This window comes from Ornatilinea apprima (assembly GCF_001306115.1).
Lineage (GTDB): Bacteria > Chloroflexota > Anaerolineae > Anaerolineales > Anaerolineaceae > Ornatilinea > Ornatilinea apprima.
The window spans coordinates 72,236-92,578 of record NZ_LGCL01000021.1 but is presented as its reverse complement, the minus strand read 5'-3'; the positions used below and the strand labels follow the sequence as shown (position 1 = coordinate 92,578).

Sequence of the window (20,343 nt, the reverse complement as noted above, 5' to 3'; positions counted from 1 at the left end):
GAATGGTGGCTACTCTTCAATCAACGGCAAAACGCGATCCACCATTGGGTGTAAATCCGCCAGCGTCTGCAAGGGAAAGGCCAGATTGGCCAAAAATTCAATGTTGCCTTTGGGCCCTTGCAGCGGCGAGCGGATCAAACCTTCCACCGCAAATCCCTCTTCTTGTGCCGATTCCAACACTGAAAGCAGCACCTGGCGGTGGATGGCCGGGTCGCGAATCACCCCCTCGCCTTTATCCGCGTCTTTCTTGCCGGCTTCAAACTGCGGTTTCACCAGCACCACCGTCCGTCCACTACGCTCGCCAAACCAGCGTTTCACCGCTGGTAGCAGAACTTTCAAAGAAATAAAGGAAGCGTCAATCGTCACCAACTGCACCACTTCCGGAAAATTCTCTACGTGCCTGGCGTTGGTGCGCTCCATGGATACCACCGCCGGATGGTTGCGCAGTTTCCAATGCAGCACACCATACCCCACATCCACAGCGTACACGCGCTTCGCGCCGTACTGCAGTAAACAATCCGTGAAGCCGCCGGTCGACGCGCCCACATCCACGCACACCAGATCATGCAGGTCGGTCAGTCCAAAAGCGATTAGCGCGGCTTCCAGTTTTTCCCCGCCCCGCGAAACAAATTTTGGTCCTTGTTCAATTTCAATCAGCGCCTGGTCATCCACCCGGATCGACGGCTTCAAGACCGGCTGACCATTCACCCGCACCTCACCAGCCATAATCAGCCGTTGCGCCAGCGAGCGGCTTTCCACCAGCCCGCGCTCCATTAATAAAACATCCAATCTTTCTTTCTGCATTGTCTAATTTTACTTCCTTTGGCGCATACTTTTAAGCATCTTATGATAAGATAACCTCATGCTGATGGGATTAATAAAATCAATGCGTCCGCGCCAGTGGACCAAAAATGTCTTCGTTCTGGCTGCGTTGGTTTTCGACCGCCAGCTTAATAATCCGCTTGCGGTCAGCCGCACCCTGGCTGGCCTGATTATTTTCTGTTTCATCTCAAGCGCGGTTTACCTGATCAATGATGTCAAAGACATTGAGGCGGATCGGGCGCATCCGCGGAAGAAAAACCGTCCCATTGCCTCCGGGCAGCTTCCTGTGCGCGTGGCTGTCATCTCTGCTGTGATCATCATCATGTTTTCGCTGGCGGCTTCCATCGTTCTTTCCCCGCTTTTTGCGATGGTGGTTGTTCTTTATCTGATCATTAATGTGCTTTATTCCTTCTGGCTTAAGCATGTTCCGCTGATTGATGTCCTGCTCATCTCGGCCGGGTTTGTGTTACGCGTCAGCGCCGGGGTGACTCTCATCGTTGTCGAACGGTTCTCCCCCTGGTTGTTCGCTGTTACGACCCTGTTTACCCTTTACTTGGGTTTTGGCAAGCGCCGCGCGGAACTGGCCACCCTCTCCAAAGACCAGGCCCAAAGCCACCGGCGTGTATTAGACGGCTACACCATCCCCTTGCTAGACCAGCTCATCACCATTGTCTCCAGCACCACCATCATGGCCTACTCGCTCTACACTTTTTCAGCGGTGAATCTGCCGGAAAATCACACCATGATGCTCACCATTCCCTTTGTGATTTATGGCATTTTCCGCTACCTGTATCTGATCCAGGTCAAAGGGGCTGGCGGCGCGCCCGAAGATATGGTGCTCTCTGACCGCCCGCTGCAAATCACCGTCGCGCTCTATTGCCTGGCGGTTCTATTGATTTTCTACATATTCTCCTGATGGACTTGCCATGCCTGCCATTTCTGCCAGTGCCCCGGGGAAGATCATCCTGTTTGGCGAACACGCGGTTGTCTATGGACAGCCGGCAATTGCCATACCGGTTACTCAGGTAGCCGCCCGAGCTGTAGTGATGGCGCGCCCCACTGCAACCAGCGGAGAGGTCCTCATCGACGCGCCGGACATTCAAACCATCAGTCTCCTGCAAGACCTGCCCGCAGAACACCCGCTCGCTCGAATTCTGCGCATCCTCCAGGCCCACCTTGGCCTTCCAGCCTACCCCGCATTTCACCTGCGCGTTACATCCACTATCCCCATCGCAGGTGGAATGGGCTCAGGAGCGGCAGTCGCGGTGGCAATTTTGCGCGCTGTTTCCGCTTTTCTAAACTGCCCGTTGGATGATGCGACCGTCAACAAACTGGCTTTTGAATCTGAAAAAAGCTTCCACGGCACGCCTTCCGGCGTAGATAACACGGTCATCACCTATGCTCAGCCCATCTACTTCCGGCGCGGCCAGCCCTTTGAAAAACTGGCAACCGCCGCCCCGCACACCTTTGTCATCGCGGACAGCGGCCAGCCGGGTTCCACTGCCGAGATGGTCGGCGCGGTGCGCCAGCGCTGGAAGACCGACCCGCGGCAAATGGAAACCTGCTTTGAACATATCGGCGAGATTGTTCAACAAGCCCGCTCTGCCCTTGAATCCTCGCAAACCCGCGGTCTGGGCAGCTTGATGAACAAAAACCATTCTTTTTTACAGCAAATTGGGGTGTCCACGCCCTTCCTGGATGCGCTGGTAAAAGCCGCGTTGCAAGCCGGAGCGCTCGGTGCCAAGCTTTCTGGCGCTGGCGGCGGCGGAAATATCATCGCGCTGGTCGAGACCTCAAACGCGGAACAGGTGGCCGCCCGGCTTTCCATCGCAGGAGCGGTACGCACCATTGTAACAACCCTCAAACCGCATTCGCTCTAAACCATGTGGAGATGTAATGATGCTCATTTTTCTTAAACTGGGTGGTTCATTAATCACCGACAAAGACCGACCCAAAACGGCGCGAGTGGATATCATCAACCGCCTCTGCGGAGAAATCGCTGCCGCCAAGAAGGAAAAGCCCCACCTGAACATCATCTTGGGGCATGGCTCTGGTTCCTTTGGACACGCCTCCGCGAGAAAATATGGCACGCATGGCGGCGTGCGCTCACGCGAAGAATGGCTTGGGTTTGCAGAGGTGTGGCGCGACGCGCGCGAGCTGAACCAAATTGTGATGAGTTCTCTCGACGAAGCGAACTTGCCTGCCATCAGCTTTCCACCCTCCGCCATGGTTACGACCGATCACCGCAAGATCATCACCTGGGATACACAAAATATCCAGTCCGCGCTGCAAGCCGGTCTTCTCCCCGTCATTATGGGTGATGTGATCTTTGATCACGGCCAGGGCGGCACCATCCTTTCCACAGAAGAACTGTTTCACTATCTGGCCCTGGTTATTCACCCTGACCGCATTCTCTATACCGGGAAAGACGAAGGAGTATGGGAAGATTTCCCTCAAAGCCAGAAATTGATTTCCAAAATCACTCCCCAGACCTTTCCCCAAATCCAGGCAGCCATTCAGGCTTCCGCGTCAGTTGATGTAACCGGCGGCATGCTGTTAAAAGTGCAAAGCATGCTCCACCTGGTTCAACAAATTCCGAATCTGAAGGTTCAAATCTTCTCCGGACTTGAGGCTGGCAATGTACACAAAGCATTGACCGGTGAAGAATTGGGTACAATTATCTCATCAGGATTTTAGTCTTTTGAGGAGTAGACCATGTTTACCAGAGAGATGTTGGAGGAGATTGAAGCGCGTTCTTTGGCTCCCTACGGCATTCACAGCAAAGACAGCCGCGGAAGGCTGTACCCGGAAGATGAACCCGATAATCGCACCAGGTTTCAACGCGACCGTGACCGTGTTCTTCACACCACGGCTTTTCGGCGGCTGGAATATAAAACGCAAGTTTTCATCAACTATGAAGGCGATCATTATCGCACCCGCCTCACCCACACCCTGGAAGTGGCCCAGATTGGGCGCAGCATTGCCTGCGCCTTGGGCGGCAACGAAGACCTGGTTGAAACCATTTGCCTCGCTCATGACCTGGGGCACCCGGCTTTTGGCCATTCCGGCGAAACGGTGCTCAACCGCTTGATGAAAGATCACGGCGGGTTTGAACACAACAAACAATCTTTTCGCATCGTAACCGAACTGGAAAACCGCTATCCCGACTTTCCTGGCCTGAATTTAAGCTGGGAAGTGCTGGAAGGCTTGGTGAAGCACGAAACCGAGTATGATGTTTCAGACGCGCGCGATTTCAACCCGAATCTGCGCGGCGGTCTGGAAGCCCAAATCTGTAACGCCGCTGACGAGCTGGCTTACACCGCGCACGACCTGGATGATGGACTGCGCTCAGGCATGCTGCAAGTGCACATGCTCGAAAACCTGGAATTATGGAACTTGATTGTCGCCAGTGTGGGCTGGCAGGGGAACCGCCTGGACGATTTGGAACGCCACCGTCTGATCCGCCGCCTGATCAACCTCGAAGTCCATGATCTGCTGGAGGCAACCGATCAAAAAATCAAAGCCTCCGGCGTAAAATCGGTAGACGAATTGCAGCGCCTGCCTTATAATGTGGTTTGCTTTAGCGAAGACATGCACCGCCGCAATCGGCAGTTAAAAGATTTTCTGTATAATAATCTGTACCGCCAATACCGCGTGATGCGCATGTCGGTGAAAGCCGAGCAAATCATTACGAAGTTGTTTGAAGCCTATGTCAACGAACCGCTGATCCTACCCAAAAAGGTGCAGGAAACCATTCAACAACGCGGGCTTCACCGCACAGTTTGTGATTACATTGCCGGAATGACTGACCGCTTTGCGATCGAAGAATACCAAAAACTGTTTGATCCGGGGTTTTTGCCCTGAACCACTTTCAAACATAACACTTAATTTTCAATTTACTGGATGGAGCAATGATGACTTTAGTAAATTATCTGACAGCAGAAGGCGCTGCCCGCCTGCAGGAAGAACTGGCTGAACTCAAAGGCCCGCGCCGCGAAGATCTGGCTACTCGCCTGCGCATTGCCATTGAACAGGGCGATTTATCGGAAAATGCCGATTACATTGCCGCAAAGGAAGAACAGGGATTTCTAGAAGGCCGCATTCAAGAGCTGGAAAACATTCTGGCCAACACCAAGATCATCGATGAAATGGAACAGGACAAAAACATTGTCGGTATTGGCGACCATGTTACCATTCAAGAAGATGATTATGAACCAGAAACCTATTACCTGGTAGGCCCCAAAGAAGCCGACCCACGTAATGGCCGCATCTCTCACGAATCTCCCATTGGCCGCGCGTTGATTGGTCACCGGGTGGGGGAAGCAGTGGAAGTGGATACCCCCGGCGGCAAAGTGATCTTCAAGATTATGGAAATCAACTAATTTTTGGAGGACGGATGAAACCCGTTGCAATCGCACCAGATACCTTTTGGATCGGAATCAATGACCGCACAACCGACCTTTTTGAAGGTCTGTGGCCCATCAAAAAAGATGGCATCACCTATAACACTTATCTGATCAACGATGCCAAAAAAGCGATTATCGATCTTGCCAAAGAATTTGAATCGATCGCTTTTCTGGAGCAGATCCAACATCTGGTTTCACTCAACGAGGTCGATTACGTCATCATTAATCACATGGAGCCAGACCACTCCGGCGCGGTAAAAGCTTTACTGGCCGAAGCGCCCCAGGTGAAGCTGGTGTGCAGTAAAAAAGCAGCCAAAATGCTGGTCTCTTATTACGGCATAACCGAGAACGTCCAGATCGTCGATGACGGTGATACACTCGAGCTGGGATCGCACACTCTGCGCTTCTATTCCACGCCCTTTGTGCATTGGCCGGAAACAATGATGACCTTTGACGAGACTACCGGAGCGCTCTTCTCTTGCGACGGATTTGGCGGTTACGGCGCATTTCGCGGTTCCATTTTTGATGAAGACACAACCGACCTGGATTTCTATAAAACCGAAGCCCTGCGCTACTATGTGAACATTGTGGCCACTTTCAGCATCCCGGTTAGCAAGGCCATTCAAAAGCTTGCCGAAGTTCCCATCAAGGTCGTTGCCCCATCGCATGGGCTTATCTGGCGAAAAAATCCCCAGGAGATTATCCAGCTTTATTCTCAATGGGCGGCCATGCAATCCACGCCTGGCAAAAATGCGGTTACCATGCTTTACGCCACCATGTACGGCAACACCGAAAAGATGATGAATGCCGTTGCCCAGGGTATTGCCGCAGAAAATGTGCCGGTAGAAATTTTCAACGTCCAATATACGCACATCGGCAATCTATTGCCCGCGCTTTGGGTGAATCGCGCTGTAGCCGTTGGCGCGCCCACATATGAAAAAATGCTCTTTCCCATGATGTCCAATGTAATCGACATGGCTTCAATCAAGCGCATCACCGATAAAGAGGCGATTTTCTTTGGCAGCTACGGATGGGCCGGCACGGCCAAACGCGACTTTTTGGAGAAGGTTACCCCACTCAACTGGAAAATGTTCGAAACCATCGACTTTGAAGGGTCCGCCGGCGAGATGGGGCTTGCCCAGCTGGAAGACCTGGGCAAACGCTTTGCCCGGTATCTGCTGGAAACCAACTAGAGAGACAACAAAAACTGCCAGGCGTCTGGCAGTTTTTTTCATTTAAGTTGAAGTGCAGGGGTTATCCCCGGCTCCCTTTGGGCCAAATGGCCAATTCCAGGGTCAACCGGTCAAAGAAGCTGTTCTCTGGCAGCGCGCCCTGGCCGTAATTCATATCCACCACGCGGGCTTCCAGCTGCAGAGCGGCAGTTTCCAGCAAGACCCGCTCGCCTGGCGCGATCATCACCGGGTCGCCCTTCGAGGCCAGTTTTTGGTTGATCGAAGGATCATTGAAAGCGTGCTCGCTCATCAACACCTTGGTAACGGTCTGAATATCGGTCTTATCGAACAGCCAAACCTCAAACGCGGTTACCTTTTTAGGGTCGCCCACGCCGATTGTCTCAGTGATGCCCACACCGCATTCACCCAAAAATTCACCGCTGGTCGAATCAATGCTGAAGGAATCATCATACAGATCGTCGCCCAGCATATAAGTGGTCATAAACTGTTGGATGGGTGCAGACTGGCCTTCCGATTCATAATCGGTTACTTCGGTGGTGCGATTGATCTCCTGCGATTGCTGCACCGGGGCGTAACTCGCGCCGCTGCGTGCCGGGCGCTTGCGGATCAAAAGCACATAAGCCGCCGCGCCGCCAATGATCAATGTCAGCAGGCAGAAAACTCCCAGCAGCAGCACTGGCTTAATCCCGCCCTCTTTTTCCTCAGTGGCGGGAACCACCTGAGTTTCCAAAGGAAGCGGTACGGCTTGTGTGACGCCCTCGCCAGGCACAGCGGGGAGCGGTTCTTGCATGGGCGCTTGAACCACATTGCTAAACAATGCCACCGCTTCAGCGTTCATACTGGGGTCCAATTGGACTTTCTTAAACACTTCCGGGGCAGCATCGCCTAACTCATTCCATCGCGTCAGCGCCAGCGTTGCGTCTTTATTCAAGCTGTAAGACTGGATTGCCATTTTGAGATAGTCTTCACGAACATCAGCGCGCAGCTGCCCCGCGCTAGCGTCCGTCCACTTCACTGGAAACAACCCCCAACCTAAAACCATCCATCCGATGATCAATCCAACCACAAAACCGGCCGCAGCCGTAATGAGCGGATTCTTCAGGTATTCTCGAATCTTTTCCATTTTCATGCTCCTAAAGGCAGTTTATCCAAATTGCGCGATGCTTGTTCTTAAGATTCATATAAATTTATAGTATTTTAGAACAAAATTTACAAGAACGCAATTTTTCAAGACCAGCGTTCTTCAGGAGTGTTGCAATAACTATGCCGACTCAGGCGAACCATCTTCCAACATTTCCAGCAGGAAACTTTCTTGGCATTGCAGGCATTGCACCTCGCGTTTGTTCGCGATCACCAGCGTGCCTTTGCAGTTAGGGCAGGGCATTGGAGTCGGCTTCTTCCAGGAAGTAAATTGGCATTCCGGGTAATTCGAACAGCCGTAGAAAACCCGCCCTTTTCTCGTCCGCCGCTCAACAATCTCACCGGTTTCACAGGATGGGCAATGCACGCCTATTTTCTCCAGCCAGGGTTCCGTGTAGCGACACTCCGGGAAATTGCTGCAGCTGATGAATTTTCCGAAGCGTCCCCAGCGAATAACCAGGTCATGTCCGCATTCCGGGCAAGCCCGACCAACTTTTTCCAGTTCCGACTTGGTCTCCGGCATTTCTTTCTGGGCGTGCGCCAATTGCGGTTCAAAAGTCTGGTAAAAATTCCGCACCACATCCACCCACTGCTTTTCACCCGAAGCGACCTCGTCCAGGTTTTCTTCCATGTTCGCGGTGAAATCGGTGTTAACAATCTCAGAGAAATAATGCGTGAGCAGATCGTTGACCAGAATACCTGTTTCCGTGGGAATATAGCGCTTGCCTTCGCGAACAACATATCCACGATCCTGAATTGTGGAAAGGATCGCCGCGTATGTGGATGGGCGGCCAATTCCATACTCTTCCAACGCCTTGACTAGAGAAGCGTCCGTGAATCGCGGCGGTGGCTGGGTAAAATGCTGCTCGGGGATCAGGCGCATTAATTTCTGCTGCTGACCTTCTTCCAGGCTGGCCGGAATGCGCACATTTTCTTCCTCGTCCGGGTTCAAATCTTCATCTTGCGATTCCTCGTACACCACCAGAAAACCAGGGAACCGCACCACCGAACCCGAAGCCCGCAGCAAGTATTCATTCGCCGGGCTGACCGCGCTGACCTCAATGGACAGGGTATCGTAGACAGCCGCTTCCATTTGAGAAGCCAAATAGCGCTGCCAGATCAACTGATACAACTTGAATTGGGCAGAATTGAGATATGGTTTTAACTGATCAGGATGCCTGCTTACAGAAGTCGGGCGGATAGCTTCGTGGGCCTCTTGTGCCGCGATGGTGCGTGTGCGGTACACGGGTGGTTTTTCTGGCAGAAAATCGTTTCCGTAATTTTGGGTAATGTATGACCGTGCCTCTTGCTGCGCTTCCTTCGAGATATTAGTCGAGTCCGTGCGCATGTAGGTGATCAGACCAGTCGATCCGCCGTTCCCCACATCCAAACCTTCGTATAACTGCTGCGCAATCGCCATGGTTCGTTTGGCAGTAAAGCCCAACCGGCGGGACGCCTCTTGCTGCAGTGTGCTGGTGATAAACGGCGCGGCCGGTTTGCGGCGGCGTTCACCGCGTTTGATCTTTGAAATGGTATAAACAGCCGTTTCAAGATCGATCAGAATGGGCTTAACCACCTCTTCAGTGTTAAGCACGGGATCTTGCCCGTTGACTTTGACCAGCTTGGCCTTGAAAGTGCTCTTTTCTTTTTCCGGCTTCAATTCCGCCAGAATGCTCCAATACTCCTCAGCGATAAAAGCCTCAATTTCCCGATCGCGCTCCACAATCAGTCGCAGAGCCACCGACTGCACACGGCCAGCGGATAGACGGCTGCGCACCTTTTCCCACAGCAGCGGCGACAGGCTGTAACCTACCAGCCGGTCCAAAATCCGGCGCGCCTGCTGTGCATCCACCAGGTGCATATCCACCTGGCGCGAATGGCTGAAGGCCTCTTGAATGGCTTTTTCGGTGATCTCGTGAAAAACAACCCGCTTGACCTGTTCAGGTTCAACTTCCACGGATTCCATTAAATGCCAGGCGATTGCTTCTCCTTCGCGGTCCGGGTCAGTCGCCAGATACACCTCTTCAGCGTTCTTGGCCAGTTGCTTTAACTCTTTGACCACGGCGCGCTTCTCGTTGGGAACGCGATACTTTGGCTTGAAATTGTCATTCACATCCACCGACAATTCCGAGCGCAACAAATCGCGAACATGGCCAACCGATGCCTTCACAATGTAGCCTTTCCCCAAAAAGCGCCCGACGGTTTTGGCTTTCGCTGGCGATTCAACAATCACCAACTTGCCCGAACGCTTAACCGTCTTCTTGGCCTTTTCAGGCGGATTCAGGCCTTCATGCTCCGCGGTTTTACCAATCCGAATCATCTTGGTCCCACAAACCACGCAAGCACCGCGTGTGATCGGCGCGCCAGCGGCATTAAAATCTGCCACCGGGTTAACCATTTCTCGTTTTGTACGGCATTTAACACAATAGGCTTCTACCAACGTCCACTCCTATAAATATCGTTCCAGTCCCTGTTCCTTCAAGTAGGTGACCAGGTCTCTTACTCGTTGTGAATTTCCGCGCGGGCAGATCAATACCGCGTCGCCGGTATCCACAACAATCATATTTTCCACGCCTAACGTTACAATCATCCGGTTGGATGTTTCTCCACAGATGAGCGAACCCTTTGTCCCCATGCCAATGTGCCGCGCTTCCAGCACAATATTGCCTTGCTCGTCGGGTTCTAAAACATCGAACAGTGAATCCCAGCTTCCCACATCGTCCCAGCCTAACTGGTGAGCGGGCAGCACCGCCACCTGAGACGCCTTTTCCATGATGCCATAATCTATCGTCTCGGGGTGAAGGGTAGGCCAGACAGAATCTACCACCATTTTCTGATCTTTGCCACCCCATGCGGCTTGAATCTCCATCAATTTCTCATACAAACCCGGCATGCTGGAGGCAAATTCTTCCAATATACGGTCCACGCGCCAGATGAACATGCCTGAGTTCCAGGCATGGTCGCCGCTCTCAATCATTTTTTGGGCGGTTTCAAGGTTCGGTTTCTCTTTGAACCGGACGACTTGAAAAGCCTTGACTTCCGATTCGATATCCAAACTGGCGCCTTGTTGAATATATCCATAACCGGTAGCAGGGTAAGTGGGTTCAATGCCCAGGGTTACCAGAAAACCAGCCTGCGCCACTTTCACCGCGCTTTTCAAACAGGCGTGAAACACAGAGATATTCTGAATGAAGTGATCAGCCGTCAGAATGATCATGCTCGCGTTTGCGTCCACTTTGCTCAAAGCAGCCGCTGCAAAACCCACAACCGAGGCCGTACCTTTTGGCATCGGCTCGAGCAGGAAGTTTTGCTCTGGAATATCAGGGCATTGCTTGCCCAGTTCCAATGCCTGTTCTGCCACGGTAACCACCCAGATTCGCTCAACAGGGATCAACCCCATCAGGCGGTCAACCGCCTGCTGGAATAACGTCCGCTCCGCGCCCAAGCGCAGCATCTGTTTTGGGTTAGCCCGGCGAGAAAGCGGCCATAGGCGCGTTCCGCCGCCGCCGGCCATGATGACTGCATACGTATGTTCAAGCATGATTCACCGTCCTGTAATCTTCGTTCGGTTCTTGAATGCTCACGTAGTTCATTCCGCCCACCTGCTGTACCATGCCTTTCAACTCCATCATTACCAGCGTGGCCGAAACCTTATCAATCGATAATCCACTGTTGGCGCTGATTTCATCAATATGCAGCGGTTCGCGGCTTAGGCATTTCAACAGGCGCGCTTCCACCTCGTCTCCGGGTAAAACGCGCCGGGCAGTTTGCTTTTCAAAGATATTTTGCAGATTCAGGCTTTCCAGAACATCATCCATCTTCAGCAGCGGACGCGCCCCATCCTGAATCAAGCGGTTGGCGCCAATCGACTGGGGAGCATAAATACTCCCCGGCACCGCGAACACGTCGCGGCCCTGGTTGGCGGCAAAATTGGCTGTGATGAGCGCCCCACTGGTCTCGCCGGCTTCGATCACCACCGTTGCCAACGTCAAACCAGAGATAATCCGGTTGCGTGGCGGAAAATTGCTGCCATCCGGTGGAGTGCCGGGAGCATAGTCGCTGATCACGGCTCCCCGCTCGCTGATCTCTTGGGCCAGTTTTCGGTGCTCAGGTGGATAAATTTTATCCACACCACTACCTAAAACAGCAAACGTTCTTCCCCCGTTTTGAATGGCGGTCTGGTGCGCCAGCGCGTCAACGCCGCGCGCCAGTCCGCTCACCACGGTAACGCCGCGCCGCGCCAAAAAGGCCGACAATTCCTGCGTTACCTGCCGTCCGTAAGCCGAAATGCGGCGCGTGCCCACAACGGCCACGGCCCATTCATCTTCCGGCTCAATCGTGCCCTTGCAGTACAGCACCGGCGGTGACTGGTCAATTTCTCGTAAACGACGGGGGTAATCTTCATCACTCCAGGTAAACACCCGGATTCCGGCCTGATCAATACGTTCCATGATCCGGCTCAAATCAACTTGCTTGCGCAGGATCAAAAACTGCTCAACTATTTTTTCCGAAAGGCCAGCCTGGCGCAAAGCGTCATAAGGGGCATTCCAGGCCATTTCCAGATTTCCAAAGAAATCCAGCAATCCCTGGAGCCGGACGGCTCCAACCCCTTTGACAAGGTTGAATCCAATCCAATATGCTTTTTCATCCATATTAATGGACCAGCCCTTATAACCACTCTTGCAGCCGGACAATCATACGCCCCTCGTCCGTGTTGATTTCCATAATCACCGATTCAATGGCGGGCAGCAGAACTTCTTTTCCATCTTCCGTCTCCACCTGGTAAACATCGTTCGCCCCCGTCTCGATAATCTCCCGCAGAACGCCCAATTTCTGGCCGTTTTCAAGAAAGACCTGCATTCCAAGTAAATCGTGATGGTAATACTCATCGGCCGGAAGCTTGGGAAGATTTGCCGCCGCCTTGTAAACAAGCTCATTGCGCAGCAGACCCACCGTTTCAGGATCGTTAATCCCCGCGAAGCGGATGAGAATGCCCTTGCCATGCGGCCGCGCGCTTTCCAAGACCAGCTCACGGTGAGACTCGCCCACCAGCAGCACCGCGCCCTTGCGAATGCGCTCGGGGAAGTCGGTCAGCACTTCCATGTTGATTTCACCGGCTACACCGTGCGGGCGGCGCAAGCGGCCAATCACTAAGAAGACAGGCTCGCCCGAATTGGGCGAGCCAGATGATCCATCCATACGCCGGTTAAGAGAATCGTTTTTTAAGCTCATCGGGGTTCAACAACATCCAGATTGGCTTGCTTTCCCTCACGCGCAGCAGCAACCCGCAGCAAAATTCGTGCAGAATTCGCAACCCGGCCGCTTTTACCAATGACGCGTCCCATGTCATCTTTGGCTACGCGCAGTTCGAGTCTTACTTTATTTCCGCCGGCTCGTTCCTGTTTCACAAACACTTCTTCAGGATGCTCCACAAGCGATTTGGCGATATATTCAACCAATTCCTTCACAGCAGATCCTTTTCTGTGCCGTTATCAGGCACGCCTTTTCTCACTTAAGCGATGATCTACAACTAGTCGCGGCGGGTGCGCGCGTCAACTTTTTGGCTGGCTTTGCGAGCCTCAGCCTCAGACAGCAGAACCTCAATCGATTCACCGCCCTTGTAACGGGCAAACCGGTCTAAAAGACCAATGCTCTTGAACAATTTCTCCACTGATTCGCTAGGCTGAGCGCCTTTGCTCATCCAATCAAAAACGCGATCTTCTTTGACTTCAATCGTGGAGGGCTCGGTGCGCGGGTTGTAGAAACCCAAAATCTCGAGGAATTTCCCGTCGCGGGGGCTTTCCTTGTCGGCGGCAATAATGCGGTAGCTGGCCTGTTTACGCAAACCTACACGGCGTAAGCGAATTCGTACCATTTTGAATACTCCTGTTAATCTTTTATTGTTCTATTGTAACTTATTTTTCATTCCCAGTATTCAAGAGTGATAGGGACGCGGAAGGAGGCGCGAACTACTCTTTACTTCCTGGCTACCCAAACAGACGTGGTAAACCTCGTCCGCCTGTTTTCTTAATATGTTTGAACAAGCGTTGTGTTTCTCGGAATTGCTTGATCAAACGGTTGACGTCCTGGACGTCGGTACCCGACCCGGAGGCAATTCGCCTGCGCCGGCTGGCATTCAGCAGATCGGGGTTTTTTCGTTCGGCAACCGTCATGGAATTAATGATCGCCTCTGTGCGCTTTAGTTGCTTTTCTGCGTCAGCTGGGTCAATATTGCGAGCAGCCTGACCCATTCCGCCAGGCATCATATCCAAAATTTGCGACAGCGGACCCATTTTCTTCACCTGCTTTAACTGCTGGGCAAAATCTTCCAGGGTGAACTGCCCCGCAAGCATGCGCTGCGCCTGGTCTTGGGTGGCCTGCTGATCAAAAGCCGCTTCGGCGCGCTCGATCAACCCAATCATATCACCCATTCCCAGAATCCGCGATGCCAAACGGCGTGGATCAAAGCTTTCCAGCGCGTCCAAACCTTCACCCGTTCCTAGGTATTTGATCGGCACGCCCGTCACCGAGCGAATGGAAATCGCCGCGCCGCCGCGTGAATCACCGTCCATTTTCGTCAGCACAAGACCGGTCAGCTTGACCGAGTCGCGGAAACCCTCGGCGATATGCAGCGCTTCCTGGCCGATCATCGAATCGACCGTCAGCAGAGTTTCATTCACCGGAACGCGCCGGGCAATCGCTTGCAGCTCTTGCATCAGCGCGTCATCCAGCTGCGAGCGCCCTGCCGTGTCAATCACCATCGCGCTGACGCCGCTTTTTTGCGCCATGTCAAACGCCTGGGCGGCCAGGTCGGGCGGCTTTACACCCTCACGAGTGTAAACATCCACGCCAATTTGCTGCCCCAAAGTTTGCAGCTGCTTCACCGCCGCCGGCCGGTAAGGGTCGGCCGCGACCAGCAAAACCCGCTCGCCCTGGCTGCGCAAAATCTTAGCCAGTTTGGCGGTCGCCGTGGTTTTCCCCGCGCCTTGCAAACCCACCATCATCACCACGCGCGGCTTGGGGCCGCTCAGGTTGAGCCGGTCTGGCTCTCCCAGGGTGTTGATCAATTCTTCATGCACAATTTTGATCACCTGCTGGGCCGGGTTTAACGCTTTTGAGACCTCATGCCCCACCGCGCGTTCGCGCACGCGAGTCACAAAGCTCTTCACCACGCTGTAATGCACATCGGCTTCCAGCAACGCCAGGCGCACTTCGCGCAGAACGGCATCAACATCCGCCTCGGATAGTTTTCCTCGGCGGCGCAACTGCTGGAATATTTCATTGAAGCGGCCACTCAGGTTATCAAACACGGCATTCTCGCTGGTGTCTGGTTAAATCATTAAATGAACGATACCCACCATCAACTGGGCATCAACCCAAGCATTTTAGCAACGAAGCCCGGATTGGTCAAGGGATACATATGGTGAATGCGTAACTCAAATTGACCTCGGGGGTTATTCTATTGGAAATGACACGTCATTAAGCTGGCCAATTCTTGGCCCTATTTTTTGCAAGGAGATGCATAAACCATGTCTGCAAAAGTTGCGATTGTTACCGACAGCACCTGTGGCATCCCGGATCGCTATTTGGAGGGTTTGCCAATTTACATCCTGCCGTTGCAGGTCATTTGGGGAGAAAGCACCTATCAGGACGGGATTGATATTACTCCCGCCGAATTTTATCACGCCCTATCCAACACCAAGGTCATGCCGACCACTTCCCAGGTAACCCCGGCCGCGTTCATGAAGATTTATGAACAATTGATCAATGAAGGCTATGATATTTTGAGCATTCACATCTCCTCGCGCCTTTCAGGGACCATTGATTCGGCAATTCAGGCGCGCGCGAACTTTCCCGGCGCGCAAATTGAAATTGTCGACTCGCTGGTTACCTCAATGGCCTTAGGGTTTCAGGTTCTGCAAATAGCACGCATGGCCAAGGATGGCGCCTCTTTGCAAGAATGCAAACAAGCCGCGCTCCAACTGCCCGAACGTTCGGGAGCCACTTTTGTGGTCAGCACCCTGGAATTTCTGCACCGCGGCGGGCGCATTGGTGGGGCATCCGCTTTCCTGGGCACCGCCCTCGATCTCAAACCCATCCTTGAATTAAAGGAAGGCCGCATTGAAGCGGTTGAGCGCGTTCGCACCAAAAGCAAAGCGCTGAAACGCACCATCGAGCTGGTGCAAAGCAAATTAAACGGCCACAAAAAAATACACCTGGCCTGTCTCAACGCCAACGCTCCCACTGAGGCTCAAATCCTTTTGGATGAGGTCACCAAAGCCCTGCCCGCCGAAGTGGTTGTAGAGACCGTCTTTTCTGAGGTCAGCCCGGTGATTGGCACCCATACCGGCCCGGGCACAGTCGGGTTGGCGTTCCTGTTTGAATAAACAGTGTTGATTATCGCTACTCACAAAGCGCCCACTGAGGGCGCTTTTTCTTTGTCTGGCTGACGCAACGGGAAATCTCTTTACGAACCACGGAAAATCGCTACAATGGAGTGTGTTGCTCACTTTACCACCGTGAAGGGATTTTTCATGAAAATCATTTCTTCCTTAGGATTTCAAATTCCCCAAGTATTGCTGCCTGGCCCGGAGATTAATCCACAACAGTGGGCCGTTATTGCCTGCGATCAATTCACATCGCAGCCCGAATATTGGCAAGCCGTTGAAGAAAAAGTGGCAGAGTCACCCTCCACTCTGCGGCTGATCTTGCCCGAGGTCTATCTGGAATCGCCGAAAAAAGACACGCTGACCAGCTCGGTGCAAGCCAATATGGCCGATTATCTGGAGCGCGGAATTCTGCACCCTGTCGATGGCATCATCCTCGTCGAAAGACAAATCCAGGGTAAAACCCGCCGAGGAATAATGCTGGCGCTGGACCTGGAACGATACGATTACTCCAAAGGTTCGCAAAGCCTGATCCGCGCCACGGAAGGCACAATCATAGAACGTCTGCCACCCCGCATGAAAATCCGCGAAGGCGCACCGCTTGAACTGCCCCATATTCTGGTATTAATCGACGACCCGCAGAAAACGGTCATCGAACCCCTCGCGGCGCGGACCGGCCAACTCAAAAAGATATATGACTTTGACCTTATGTTCGACAGTGGGCACCTCACCGGCTACCTGGTGGATGACGAATCCCTTCAGAATCAAGTCGTTGATGCCATCGCCGACCTGGCCAACCCGGCCGCTTTCCAAGCGAAATACAACCTGGATCAACCCCAGGAAGTCCTGCTCTTCGCCATGGGAGACGGCAATCATTCGCTGGCAACCGCCAAGGCCATCTGGGAAAACATGAAAGCACAGGTCGGCATGGACCACCCGGCCCGCTATGCCCTGGTGGAAGTAGAAAATGTCCATGATGAAAGCCTGGTTTTCGAGCCGATTCACCGCGTTCTCTTTGATGTGAAGCAGGATTTCAAAACCGCTTTCGCAGCCAAGTTTGGTAGCCGCATCACGTTTCGCGTGTGCGCGGACCTGGAAGAAATGGTGAGGGCGGTCGAAAACCAGCCCTCCGGCGCGCAAATCATTGGCGTGGTCAACAGCCGCGAGTTTGGGGTGATTCAAATTGACCAGCCAGAGCTGAACCTGGCCGTAGGCACCTTACAAAACTTCTTGGACGGCTGGCTCAAAACCGGTGCGGCCTCCAGCATCGATTATGTCCACGGAGCGGACGTCGTTGCCCGTCTGGGTGCCCAGCCCGGAAATTTGGGGTTCTTCCTGCCCGCGATGGACAAGAGCGATTTATTCAAAACCGTTATTCTCGACGGCGCCCTGCCACGCAAAACTTTCTCTATGGGTGAAGCCAAAGAAAAGCGCTTTTACATGGAATGCCGAAAAATTGTAGAATAAACAGAAACTAACACCTTTGTAAACCGGCGGGCAACCGCCGGTTTGTTTTTCTGCCGGGTGTTTGAAGTATAATCAGGACAATCGGGTGTAAATCAGGTATGGATGGCTGAATGAGAAATCGCGACCGGGCAAAAAAACTGATCAAGGCTTTTTTTCTCGGGGCCTGGGCTTTGGCTGCCTGCCAGCCGGCTCCGCTCTCTTTCACGCCCACGGTGCAGCCAGCGCCAGCTACGCCCAGCCCTGTTATTCCAACAATCAGCGCACCAACGGCAACGCTCCCTGCGCCAACTGCCACCGCAGCCCCCTCCCCTGAACCTTCTTTGGAAATCTGCTCCCCATTGGACGGCATTGAGATTTCTGATTTGCCTCAGATTATCAGCAACCCTTTTGACGCGCCGCCGCTGGGCCAGGATGACGGCCATCACGGCGTAGACCTGGCTTTCTATCGCTTTGGTGACAGGGTATCCATGGAAGGCCTGCAAATCCACGCCGTTTTGCCAGGAAAAGTCGTTGGCGTCATTGCCAACCGTCCTCCCTATGGCTACGCGGTGGTGATCGAAACCGCTCCAGAAACCATTGCCAGCCTGCTCCCCAACCTGGCCCAGGCCGCTCCCGCGCTGGGCGCCGTGCAGCCTCACCCAGCGCTCAACTGTCCCGAACCCCAGCAGCAGACGTATGACCCTGCCCGCGAATCGCTGTATTTACTCTACGCCCACATGGCCCAACCACCTTTGGTCGCTCCCGGTGATGAGATTGTTTGCGGACAGACTTTAGGTGAAGTGGGCACAACCGGCATGTCCGTTAATCTTCATTTGCATCTCGAGGCCCGCCTGGGCCCATCGGGTTACAGGTTTGCTTCCATGGCGCATTATGAAAACGCTGCCTCACAAGACGAAATGGCCAATTATTGCCTGTGGCGGGTGACCAATACCTTCCGCATGTTTGACCCCATGCTGTTGTTTGCCCTGCAGACCGCTGACGCTCCTTGACCTCAGCAGAGTCGCTTTCAGGTCCAATCCATTTTTTGAGCCGATTATGAGTGAAGAAGCCCCGCAAGTCACCTCACCAAAGAACAACCACAAGCTGTACCGCTGGCTGCTGGTGCTTGTGATTTTAAATCTCATTTTGATGGCCATTGTGGTGATTCCGGCCATCCAAGACCGTGACCGAGATTTCCTGCCAGGTTTGTTGCCCACCTCAATCGCCACACCCACCATTCTTCCACAGACAGTTGCCCCTCCCTCACCAGCAGAGAATGTCTACTGGTTGAACCCCGAAGGCCTGAAAGAAGAAGGTGTTTTAGTGCTCTCCATCGCCGATGGATACTACGATCATCTTTTCATCTTTCAACCGCAGAACGCTTCTCTGCTGCGCCTGACCAACTCCCCTTACGATGACATCACACCGGCGTTCAGCCCGGACGGCAACAAAATCGCCTTCAGCTCGCGCCGCAACGGCTATTGGGACCTGTTTATCCTCGATTTGACCAATGGAGAGATCAACCAGGTAACAGACACACCCGAGTACGACGGCGATCCCAGTTGGTCTCCCGATGGAAACTGGCTGGCGTATGAAAGCTACCAATCCAATAACCTCGAAATCCTCATCCGCTCTCTTCGCAACCCAGAGGAACACCCCATCCGGCTCACAGACCATCCAGCAGCCGATACCAGTCCATCCTGGTCGCCCGGCGGACGCCGCATCGCGTTTGTCTCCACCCGTGATGGAGATGAAGACATCTGGCTGGCGGCATTGGATAACGCCGAGGACCGCTTTTTCAATCTGACCCGCAACGCCCAGCGCCCAGAAACCAACCCGGTCTGGTCTCAAGATGGTCGTCAGTTGGCCTGGTCTGCTCTGCTGAACGGCCAGCGGCAAATCATGCTCTGGGATGGTGTAGAAAACGCGCAGCCGGCAGCCCTGATCGACGGCTCACTACCCGCCTGGTGCGGCGAGTCCAACAATCTGTTTTCCGTGTTGGCCGGACCCAACCAGTATTCCTTATTTGGATGGAACACCCAGAAAGGACTCATCAGTCTGCCGGCTATGGCGCTCCCCGGCCGTGTTAAGGGAATGGACTGTAGCACCGCCGGCGCGGACGTGCTGGCGAGTTATTCCTTCCCAGACGGCGCGGCAGACTCACAGCCAAACTTGTGGGCACCGGCGTTGAACATCCAACCACTGCCTCCAGCTGGCCGGTTTGGTGTGGTCCCGTTGGAAGATGTTGCCGCCCCTTATCCATATTTGCATGATACCGTGGATGAGTCCTTCCGCCAACTGCGCGATTGGGTGTCCACACAGGCCGGTTGGGACGTTCTATCCAGCTTGGAAAAGGCTTTTACCCCCATCACCGAGCCGCCCACGCTTCCGCTGCAGCAGAATTGGCTGTATACTGGGCGCGCGTTTGCCATCAACCCATTGCCACTACAGGCTGGTTGGATGGCCATAACGCGTGAGGACTATAACGGTCAGGTCTATTGGCGCGTTTACATCCGCGCGCGCTACCAGGACGGCTCTCAGGGAATCCCGCTGCACGCGACCACCTGGGACCTGAACCAGCGCTATGCAGGCAACCCAACCGCCTATGAAGAGGGAGGCGCTTCTGTTCCTGCCCCACAAGGGTATTGGGTCGATTTTACCGACATGGCCGCTCGATTTGGCTGGCAGCGCCTTCCCGCGTTGCAGAACTGGCGCAGCTTCTATGCCGCTGCCCGATTCAACCAGTTTATTCTCACCGATCAAATCGATTGGCAAACCGCCATGAATGAATTGTATCCACCCGAAGCGCTGACCACCGCCACCCTCATTCCCACACTCACCCCGGTCGCGACTCAAACACCTCTGGAATCGCCTCCAGCTAGCGATCTACCCCAGGCGCAAGCCACCATTCGCCCCACCTGGACGCCCCTGGGGGAACAAGGCCAGTGA

General features: G+C 53.7%; 18 protein-coding genes and 2 pseudogenes. 10 read left to right on the top strand and 10 right to left on the bottom strand.

All coding sequences use genetic code 11. The annotated features are described in order from the left end of the window. Positions 1–9: 9 nt before the first annotated feature. Complete coding sequence (locus ADN00_RS08405; RefSeq protein ID WP_075062521.1) at positions 10–804, bottom strand: TlyA family RNA methyltransferase; 795 nt, start codon at positions 802–804, stop codon at positions 10–12. A 58-nt stretch (positions 805–862) separates the two neighbouring features. Here ADN00_RS08405 and ADN00_RS08400 point away from each other — a divergent pair, with 58 nt between their 5' ends. Genes ADN00_RS08400 through ADN00_RS08375 form a run of 6 tightly spaced genes read left to right on the top strand, consistent with a single transcriptional unit; the run spans position 863 to position 6,421 of the window. After that, on the top strand, positions 863–1,738 hold the full coding sequence (locus tag ADN00_RS08400; RefSeq protein ID WP_075062520.1) for a decaprenyl-phosphate phosphoribosyltransferase: 876 nt from the start codon (positions 863–865) through the stop codon (positions 1,736–1,738). 10 nt (positions 1,739–1,748) lie between these two features. Continuing rightward, positions 1,749–2,702 carry a mevalonate kinase gene (mvk, locus tag ADN00_RS08395; RefSeq protein ID WP_075062519.1) on the top strand — a complete coding sequence of 318 codons (954 nt, stop codon included), beginning with the start codon at positions 1,749–1,751 and terminating at the stop codon, positions 2,700–2,702. Positions 2,703–2,718: 16 nt separating this feature from the next. Continuing rightward, positions 2,719–3,519, top strand: coding sequence for an isopentenyl phosphate kinase (locus tag ADN00_RS08390; protein WP_082389988.1), 801 nt, complete (start codon positions 2,719–2,721; stop codon positions 3,517–3,519). Between the two features lie 18 nt (positions 3,520–3,537). Further along, positions 3,538–4,686, top strand: coding sequence for a deoxyguanosinetriphosphate triphosphohydrolase (locus ADN00_RS08385; RefSeq protein ID WP_075062518.1), 1,149 nt, complete (start codon positions 3,538–3,540; stop codon positions 4,684–4,686). Between the two features lie 50 nt (positions 4,687–4,736). Beyond that, positions 4,737–5,204 carry a transcription elongation factor GreA gene (gene greA, locus ADN00_RS08380; protein ID WP_152966300.1) on the top strand — a complete coding sequence of 156 codons (468 nt, stop codon included), beginning with the start codon at positions 4,737–4,739 and terminating at the stop codon, positions 5,202–5,204. A 14-nt stretch (positions 5,205–5,218) separates the two neighbouring features. Continuing rightward, positions 5,219–6,421, top strand: a complete 1,203-nt coding sequence (locus ADN00_RS08375) for an FprA family A-type flavoprotein (RefSeq protein ID WP_075062516.1) — start codon at positions 5,219–5,221, stop codon at positions 6,419–6,421. 61 nt (positions 6,422–6,482) lie between these two features. Here the strand turns inward: ADN00_RS08375 and ADN00_RS08370 are convergent, their stop codons facing one another. The 9 genes and pseudogenes from ADN00_RS08370 to ffh form a co-directional block, all read right to left on the bottom strand. Then, positions 6,483–7,544, bottom strand: coding sequence for a hypothetical protein (locus ADN00_RS08370; RefSeq protein WP_075062515.1), 1,062 nt, complete (start codon positions 7,542–7,544; stop codon positions 6,483–6,485). Between the two features lie 138 nt (positions 7,545–7,682). Continuing rightward, positions 7,683–9,881, bottom strand: a complete 2,199-nt coding sequence (gene topA, locus ADN00_RS08365; RefSeq protein ID WP_456238512.1) for a type I DNA topoisomerase — start codon at positions 9,879–9,881, stop codon at positions 7,683–7,685. After that, positions 9,882–10,001: pseudogene (locus tag ADN00_RS20655) on the bottom strand (DUF5679 domain-containing protein); the annotation flags it as partial. It lies immediately after the preceding gene. Between the two features lie 9 nt (positions 10,002–10,010). Continuing rightward, on the bottom strand, positions 10,011–11,102 hold the full coding sequence (locus ADN00_RS08360) for a mannose-1-phosphate guanylyltransferase (RefSeq protein ID WP_075062514.1): 1,092 nt from the start codon (positions 11,100–11,102) through the stop codon (positions 10,011–10,013). Then, complete coding sequence (gene dprA / locus ADN00_RS08355) at positions 11,095–12,213, bottom strand: DNA-processing protein DprA (protein ID WP_075062513.1); 1,119 nt, start codon at positions 12,211–12,213, stop codon at positions 11,095–11,097. Before dprA ends, ADN00_RS08360 begins: the two co-directional genes overlap by 8 nt. A gap of 16 nt (positions 12,214–12,229) precedes the next feature. After that, positions 12,230–12,793, bottom strand: coding sequence for a ribosome maturation factor RimM (gene rimM / locus ADN00_RS08350; RefSeq protein ID WP_082389986.1), 564 nt, complete (start codon positions 12,791–12,793; stop codon positions 12,230–12,232). After that, positions 12,790–13,029: a KH domain-containing protein gene (locus ADN00_RS08345; RefSeq protein WP_075062512.1), complete on the bottom strand. Its 240-nt coding sequence runs from the start codon at positions 13,027–13,029 to the stop codon at positions 12,790–12,792. Before ADN00_RS08345 ends, rimM begins: the two co-directional genes overlap by 4 nt. A gap of 149 nt (positions 13,030–13,178) precedes the next feature. After that, positions 13,179–13,436: pseudogene (gene rpsP / locus ADN00_RS08340) on the bottom strand (30S ribosomal protein S16); the annotation flags it as partial. Between the two features lie 112 nt (positions 13,437–13,548). Then, the gene (gene ffh / locus ADN00_RS08335; RefSeq protein WP_075062510.1) at positions 13,549–14,871 is read right to left on the bottom strand and encodes a signal recognition particle protein; all 1,323 of its coding nucleotides are present in this window, start codon (positions 14,869–14,871) and stop codon (positions 13,549–13,551) included. Positions 14,872–15,090: 219 nt separating this feature from the next. On the opposite strand from ffh, the gene ADN00_RS08330 reads away from it, so the two are divergent. From ADN00_RS08330 to ADN00_RS08315, 4 genes are all read left to right on the top strand, one after another. Then, a complete protein-coding gene (locus ADN00_RS08330) occupies positions 15,091–15,948 on the top strand; it encodes a DegV family protein (protein WP_075062509.1) in 858 nt (285 codons plus the stop codon). Between the two features lie 147 nt (positions 15,949–16,095). After that, positions 16,096–17,415: a DUF1015 domain-containing protein gene (locus tag ADN00_RS08325; RefSeq protein WP_075062571.1), complete on the top strand. Its 1,320-nt coding sequence runs from the start codon at positions 16,096–16,098 to the stop codon at positions 17,413–17,415. A gap of 110 nt (positions 17,416–17,525) precedes the next feature. Continuing rightward, a complete protein-coding gene (locus ADN00_RS08320) occupies positions 17,526–18,404 on the top strand; it encodes a M23 family metallopeptidase (protein ID WP_075062508.1) in 879 nt (292 codons plus the stop codon). Between the two features lie 46 nt (positions 18,405–18,450). Continuing rightward, positions 18,451–20,343, top strand: coding sequence for a TolB family protein (locus tag ADN00_RS08315; RefSeq protein ID WP_075062507.1), 1,893 nt, complete (start codon positions 18,451–18,453; stop codon positions 20,341–20,343).